Annotated in this window: 6 protein-coding genes; all 6 read left to right on the top strand. The window is 38.1% G+C overall.

The genetic code is table 11. The annotated features are described in order from the left end of the window. Positions 1–54 precede the first annotated feature (54 nt). Positions 55–2,076 (top strand): LTA synthase family protein, encoded by a 2,022-nt coding sequence (locus HMPREF1521_RS07415; protein WP_038117617.1) that lies wholly within the window; start codon positions 55–57, stop codon positions 2,074–2,076. Positions 2,077–2,244: 168 nt separating this feature from the next. Then, on the top strand, positions 2,245–3,321 hold the full coding sequence (locus HMPREF1521_RS07420; protein ID WP_038117619.1) for a glycosyltransferase family 4 protein: 1,077 nt from the start codon (positions 2,245–2,247) through the stop codon (positions 3,319–3,321). Between the two features lie 108 nt (positions 3,322–3,429). After that, positions 3,430–4,371, top strand: a complete 942-nt coding sequence (locus tag HMPREF1521_RS07425) for a DUF535 family protein (protein WP_038117620.1) — start codon at positions 3,430–3,432, stop codon at positions 4,369–4,371. Between the two features lie 230 nt (positions 4,372–4,601). Then, positions 4,602–5,681 carry an O-antigen ligase gene (locus HMPREF1521_RS07430; protein WP_232203202.1) on the top strand — a complete coding sequence of 360 codons (1,080 nt, stop codon included), beginning with the start codon at positions 4,602–4,604 and terminating at the stop codon, positions 5,679–5,681. A 164-nt stretch (positions 5,682–5,845) separates the two neighbouring features. Further along, a complete protein-coding gene (wbaP, locus tag HMPREF1521_RS07435) occupies positions 5,846–7,273 on the top strand; it encodes an undecaprenyl-phosphate galactose phosphotransferase WbaP (RefSeq protein ID WP_038117624.1) in 1,428 nt (475 codons plus the stop codon). Then, positions 7,273–7,440: NAD(P)-binding protein (locus HMPREF1521_RS08905; RefSeq protein ID WP_156924917.1), on the top strand; the 168-nt coding region annotated here is incomplete at its 3' end. The genes wbaP and HMPREF1521_RS08905, both read left to right, overlap by 1 nt.

The raw sequence follows: 7,440 nt of genomic DNA on the forward strand, positions 1-7,440 counted from the left end.
TTAAAAATACTAAGGGGGAGATATTGTTCTTGTAATATAAGTGGTAAAGATCAAATGAGTGAACAATTTTTTCTATCCTTACAACAGAATATAAAGTTAATGTTATGGGCACCTATATTAAGTACTTTATTTCGATTAATTTTTATGATTGTTTATAATCCATATCCTTCCTGGAAAGGTCGTTGGAAATCGGTTCTCGGTGCTATTCGTTATGGTTTTTGGTGGGGAATGGATTTTGATGCTTATGTATTTTTAATTCCTTTAATTTGTATTACGATTCCTGCCTTGTGGTTTGATGTGTATCATCAAGTTGAGGATACTGTGCGATTAGTAGGATTAACTATATATTCCTGCATATTATATGCTGCTTTTGCAGGCAAAATGATTTTTTACAAACATTTTCATGATATCTATAATTATATGGTTCATTATGGGAGACATGCGGAAAAACATAATCTGATCGATGTGTTTTTTAATCAGGACAGAGGGGCCTTAGTGTTGTTAGGATTTATTCCCGTGGCGGTTATATCCTGGTATATGGGATATTTATTTCTTTCATTGCCATCTGTTTCGTATCCTCATTTACATGATACCTGGATGGTTATTGTTTGGAATCTATTTCTAGTTATTGCATCGGTACTTGGTTTTTATTGGTTCCGCTATGGCGGTACATTGTCTCATGATGATAAACCTGAATGGGATACGATTCCTACGGTTGTAAAAGAGGATATATTTTTTGCTCGTGCTACAGTACCTGATTTATGTGCACTAGAAACGGTTTATAAACGACCTCTTCGTGATGAATATAAAGCATCGGATGAGGATATTCGTGATGCTATTGATCGCATTGTGCCTGGTGAATTCAAAAATAGATGGCAAGATTTGCCGACACCTTTACATGCTTTCAAACGTATTGCAAAGGGGTCACACATCGCGAAACCGAAACATATATTCTTTATTGTTGGTGAAAGTATTCCTCAGTGGTCTATTGATGAGCCTTACAAGGATCTCAATATATGTCCCGGTTTATGGCGTTTTAAAGATGACCCCACAACTGTACAGGTTGAGAATTTTTTACCGGCTGGTAATGTATCACGTCCGTCCATTGTAAGTTTGTTATCAGGAGTGTATGATGCAGGAATGGAAATCAATGAACGGGAAGCTTTTTGGCGGGGACCACTACCTACGTCCTTGGCAAATCAGATGAAGCGGTTAGGGTACCGTACGATTTACTGGTATGGCGGTAATGCATCATATGGCAATTTTAATCACTTCGGAGAGGCGCAAGGTTTTGATCGTGTTGAGAGTGCATCTATATTTTGCGGCCCTGATGCACCTAAAACATGGGTTGGTGTATATGATCATGTTTTTTTAGAATCTGTAGCGAAACAAATTAAGTCTATCGATGAACCGACATTTCATTTTATCTATACGACATCAAATCATGGGCCTTATAAAATAGAGGATTCCTTATTGGATTATAATCCTCAACAGGTTATGCCGAATGTAGGGGCCGATTTAAGGTCTGATAAGAAACGCAATAAAGAATTGGCCACATATCGATATAGTGATAAGGCTATATTTCATTTTGTGGACGTTATGAAAAAAGCGTATCCAGACAGTTTATTTGTTGTTACCGGCGATCATTCAAATTTATTCGGGGCGTTAAATAATACATCATTGATTCAACGAGACTATACATTGAGGGATACATTCTGTACGGTAGGATTGTTACAACATCCTTCTTTCAAAAAGAATGTAATCACGGCGTCTGTGGGTACCCATATGAGTCTCATGCCGACGATTATTGAAGCCGTGGCACCGGCCGGATTTGAATACTACTCCATTGTCCCGTCATTGTTTGAAGAACAACCGCAGCCCCTTGTAACACCGTATCAATGGATTACAGCAGATATGATGGGGGATGTGCGCATGGATTACGGTGAAAGTAATATACCTACGCATAAACCGGTACGGCCTATACGACCTGTTGATAATCATGCTGATGATGCCCGTGATTGGACGCTATTGACTATGTGGCTCATTAATCATGAAGACAGTTTATTTGAGTCATAATAGTATTGATAATGATATTGATAGCAAGTTTATTGATGCACTTCGTACTGGTATTTAATAATATATCTGATAAGATTTGAATAGCTATCTAATATGTTTTAAGATATATTTAATATGTATCAATAGATGATGTATTTGTGTTTTTAGTTTGTATTCAGGGAGAAATTTATGTCGATTTTAAATGTTGTAGGCGCTAAGCTCTGGGGCGGTGGTGAACAATATGTATATGATATTTGCCAACAATTACAACAACGACATAGATCTTCGTATATTTTAGTGGATCAATCAAATCTAGATATGCAATCCCGTTATGCTCAAGTTGGGTATGTGATGACTGCAAATTTATATACATTTAAAGGTTTTTTATCTTTGAATACCGTTGTTAAACAGGTAAAAGATAATAATATAGACACTATCATATGTCATTCGGGTAAGTACATCCTGTTCTGTATTGCGTTGAAACGGCTTACAGGGGCTAAGCTAGTATTTATTAAGCATAATTTGGTGTCAGGTAAATCCGATATATATCATAGATGGATTAATGCACAGGTAGATGCGTTTGTCTGTGTATCAAAACTTGTTTATGATGAACTTATGACGCCGGTTATTAAGGATACCGACAAGTATCATATTGTTTATAATGGTATTAATCCTGATCGTTTTTCGGGTATGGCACCATTTGAAAGTCATTTACATAGACCGATTGAAACATTTGGATTTGTTGGTCGGATTACAGAACATAAAGGTCTATATGTATTATTGGATGCGATGAAACATATTCATGGACAGAATCCGAAGAGTACCCTTATCATTTGCGGTGACGGTACGGATAAACAGATTAAACACATGTTGTCGTACATCAGAAAAAGCGGGATGGACAGATACGTTCAGTATGTGGGATTTAAGTCGGATATGGTGCCTGTATATGAACAGATGGATTGTCTTGTACTGCCTACTATAACTCGTGAAGCGTTCGGTCTTGTTATATGTGAAGCTATGTATTGCGGTGTACCGGTGATTTCCAGCGGTAGCGGAGCACAGAGAGAAATGATAGAACATGGAGAATCAGGGTATATTGTTGATCCGTTAGATGTAGATGCTTTAATTCATTGTATGAACTATGTAATGAAGCATACAGAATATCAGTCCCGAATTATAATTAAGGCTCGTCATACGGTAGAAACGAAATTTACCATATCTCGTGTAGTGGATGAATTATTAAGTATTATTGATGATATACATTAGGATATTTAGTATGATTGATTGTAATTCATATATAATATAATCTATAAGTTATAAGAAAATAATTTGATAGATAATGTGAATGATAAATTATATCTGTAGGAGTGTAATATGTTTTCATATATACAGACACAATGGCAGCGAGGTCGTAAGATTTATGATAATCATAGTTGGAGGGAAACCAGACGTACATTCCTTCATACGATGCGTTCGATTCGTAATAAACGAGAAATAAACATTCTTGAAGAGTATTTCTCAAAGTATGAGCCGGATCCGACACTATTGAAGCATCAAGTTGGTTTATTTGAGCTTATGACACGATTTTTCCTGTTTAAAAGTTCTACTCCGCAGGAGCGTTTGCAGGCTGTCATCGACCATTTTGATTACATAAAATCCATATTTACAGATGAGGCCATTCGTGAAATGTACTCTGTGGATAAAGATAATTTTTATGATGATGTAAGCCGTATGAAACGGGGCTTTGTCGTATGGGAGTCGGAAGACCCCGATATGGAGGCGCGCTTATATTATGGTGCAGGGCAGCGAAAAGAAGGGCTTTTGACGTTATTGCTTACACTGGAGCACCAAGGGATATATCATGCTAACTTTAGGTTCGGTAAGGGCTTTGGCGGGGAGCCCGCGATGTGGATCGGTACTGTTCAGGGATATAAAGATGGGCTTGATAATGCTAAGATTGTAACGAAAAAGATGTTCGGTTATCGTCCTAAGAATTTTATTATGTTCTTGTTGCGCCATATTGCAAATATATGTAAGGTACAGTCTATTTATGCAGTTTCGGATGAAGGTTTTTACGCTAATACGCACTTGGTACGGGGGCATCGTGCGAAGGTGGCGAAGTTGGATCCGTTATGGCAGGAATCGGGGGGACAGATTTGTGATGATGAGCGCTTTTACAAAATTCCTTTAGAGGAATATAGAAAGCCTATTGAAGAGATTAAGTCCCAAAAGCGCAGTCAATATCGTAAGAGATATGAATTACTCGATCAGTATGAACGGGAAATACAACAACATATGGAGAGTATAGTAAAATAAATATATGATTACATGGAGATGGTAATTATTATGATAGTATATAGCTGAAAGATTAATTGCCATAATGGGACATAAAGGGTGTTAGTATGAAATCTTGGGTTTTGAATAATTATGAAATAGTATTGACCGCACTGATTTCAATCATGATCTGTACGACGCGGTCATCTATGGCATTTGGAAATTTTATATATAGTCTGATTCTACTGATGACGGTGATAACATGGATATATATGAGACGTGATATATCTGTATCACTTGTTATACGGCAATATGCATGGGCTTATGCGGGGATGATTCTATGCGTGCTGCCGTCCGTTTTGATGAATGATCATATGGAAATCACAATTAAATATTTTTTTAATATATGGATCTGGAAAGCCTTTATATTAGTACCGATTTTTTTATTTATAAAAGATAAACGCAAATTATATGCATTATTAATGGTATTTTTTATATATATGGCCATTGATTCACTATCCGCTTTTGGACAATATTATATGGAATATAATACTCATGACGGACGCTCGGGCGGTGTCTTTAGAGGATCCGTCATGGGCCTAGCCATGTTATTGACCTTTGCATTTCCTCTTACCATGATTGTTCTGTTTGATAAACAAATGCCGTGGTATGTGCGTGTATCCGCTATATTTTCATCATTATCGATAGTGTTCGGTATGTGGGGAAATCAAAGCCGAGGTTCATGGTTATTTAACGGTTTTAACGGGATACTAATTACTCTTAGATATTGTCTGGTCAATGTGAAGTATATTTTGTTGCTTATTATTATGATTGTGGGAATCGGATACACTTTCAGTCAGCATCAGGATTATGTAGATCGTTTTAAGAGCACTTTCAATACGACTACGGATGGTTCAAATTTAGGGCGTCTGTATGTATGGGAATCGGATAAGAAAATTATTAAAGATCATTTTCTTATCGGTGTGGGTCCCGGATTGTGGCAACAAATATATCGTGAACGATATAAGTTGACCGAGGAGACGCAAGATTTGGCCCACTCTCATAATAATATGTTGCAGATTATGACGGAATCCGGAATATTGGGATTATTTGGATTTCTGGGTTTTTCATGGTTTGTTATTTATCGTTCATTAAAAAATTATATACGTCATATAAATCCTTATGATCTATCGATTATTATAGGATTTATCAGTTACTTATTTCTGTTCGGATCTATAGATTATACATGGGGTAACTCTTCAGGGATTCGTATATTCTGGGTGGTCATGGGACTTATGGTTCAACTGAGTATACAGGCTAAATCAGAATATCTTGAAAATAATAAAAATTAAATATAAAACGTAGATAAAATCTATATTCTTCATGGTTTTATGCCACTAAATATGGTACAATGTGAATAATTGTTAGTATATTCTGGTTGTAAAGAAAGAAGGTTGTTTTCTTACTGAGTGTTAGTGGAGAAAACAGCCTTTTATTATTATCTGAGGTTTTATAAATGGGGAATTATAAAAACTATCACCTAGTAATCAGCAAATTTATATTGGCCTGTTTTGATTATATAGGCATCGTATTGGGGATTTTGAGTGCGTATTATCTGCGCCTGTCGTTTACATACATACCGCTTCAATCTAATTTTAAGATGGAAGATATCTATGTATATGCTGTTATTCCTGCTATATTTCTCTTTGTTTTGCTGTTGAATAACGCATATTCCGTTGCTGCACCGTATTGGGATACAATTAAGGCTATTTTTCGCAGTATCACTATCAGCGTTGTGGTGTCTATCGTGCTGATGTATACGGGGCATGTTACAAATGATGTATCAAGATTATTTGTAGGGTTTGCCTATATATGTATCTTATTGTTTGTATATCTTTTCAGATTTTTTATCGGCAAAGCATTATCCTATTTGGGGTATCTAAATATTCCCGTGTTACTGGTCGGTGCCGGTAAGACGGCGGAGCTCGTGAAAAAGGCTTTCGATCGTATGCCGATTTCAACGTATAAGATTATCGGCTTTGTAGACGATAATCCGAAATCCGCCAGTATAGCGGCGGAGTATGAATGTCTCGGCACATTCGATGATGTAGAAGATGTTATTAAAGATACGGGGGTTCAAACGGTTCTCATCTGTGCTCCCGGTCTCGAGTCAAAGAAACTGGTATCTTTGGTCAATCGGCTACAATTACTCGTTAAACGTGTGGCCTTCGTACCGGAGCTGTTCGGCTTGCCGGCCAGCAATATTTCGGCTCGCGGTATGATGGAGGAACAGGCTGTCGTATTGCGTGTGCAGAACAATTTGGCTCGCAAATCCAACCGCATTATGAAACGCATCTTTGACATCATGGCCACCGTGTGCGGCGGCATCCTGATCCTGCCGATTATCGCTGTCGTGGCGGTGCTGATTTATCTCGATTCTCCGGGACCTATCGTGTTCGGCCATAAACGGGTCGGTCAGGGGGGCAAGGAATTTTTCTGCTATAAATTCAGATCTATGGTTCCCAATGCGCAGGAAGCGTTGGCAATCTATTTAAAAGAACATCCGGAAGCCCGTGAAGAATGGGAACGGGACTTCAAGTTAAAGGATGATCCGCGCGTTACGAAAATCGGTAAATTTCTGCGCAAGACCAGCCTCGATGAACTGCCGCAGCTATGGAATGTTCTCATGGGCGATATGAGCCTTGTAGGACCGCGTCCTATCGTTCGAGATGAAATCGTAAAATACGGCGACTATATCAATGATTTTTATCTTGTGCCACCGGGAATTACCGGCGTGTGGCAGGTCAGTGGTCGCAGTGATACCACCTATGAAGAACGGGTTCTCATGGATTCCTGGTATGTACATAACTGGTCCGTGTGGATTGATGTTGTATATTTGATAAAAACGGTATTGGCCGTTGTGAAGGGAAAGGGAGCGTATTAATGACATACGATTATTTAGTTGTAGGGGCCGGTCCGTTCGGTGCCGTATTTGCTCATGAGGCGCATAAGCGCGGTAAATCTGTTCTCGTCATCGATCGACGTCATCATGTGGCGGGTAATTTATATTGTGAAAGCAAGGATGACATCAATATTCATGTATATGGTGCT

Origin of the sequence: Veillonella sp. AS16, assembly GCF_000517785.1 — a bacterium.
In the GTDB taxonomy this organism is placed as follows: Bacteria; Bacillota; Negativicutes; order Veillonellales; family Veillonellaceae; genus Veillonella; species Veillonella denticariosi.

What these genes read in the sequence shown, in the direction of transcription:
- HMPREF1521_RS07415 (WP_038117617.1), top strand. Translation starts at nt 55, where the DNA reads ATGAGTGAACAATTTTTTCTATCCTTACAACAGAATATAAAGTTAATG.
- HMPREF1521_RS07420 (WP_038117619.1), top strand. Translation starts at nt 2,245, where the DNA reads ATGTCGATTTTAAATGTTGTAGGCGCTAAGCTCTGGGGCGGTGGTGAA.
- HMPREF1521_RS07425 (WP_038117620.1), top strand. Translation starts at nt 3,430, where the DNA reads ATGTTTTCATATATACAGACACAATGGCAGCGAGGTCGTAAGATTTAT.
- HMPREF1521_RS07430 (WP_232203202.1), top strand. Translation starts at nt 4,602, where the DNA reads ATGAGACGTGATATATCTGTATCACTTGTTATACGGCAATATGCATGG.
- wbaP (WP_038117624.1), top strand. Translation starts at nt 5,846, where the DNA reads ATGGGGAATTATAAAAACTATCACCTAGTAATCAGCAAATTTATATTG.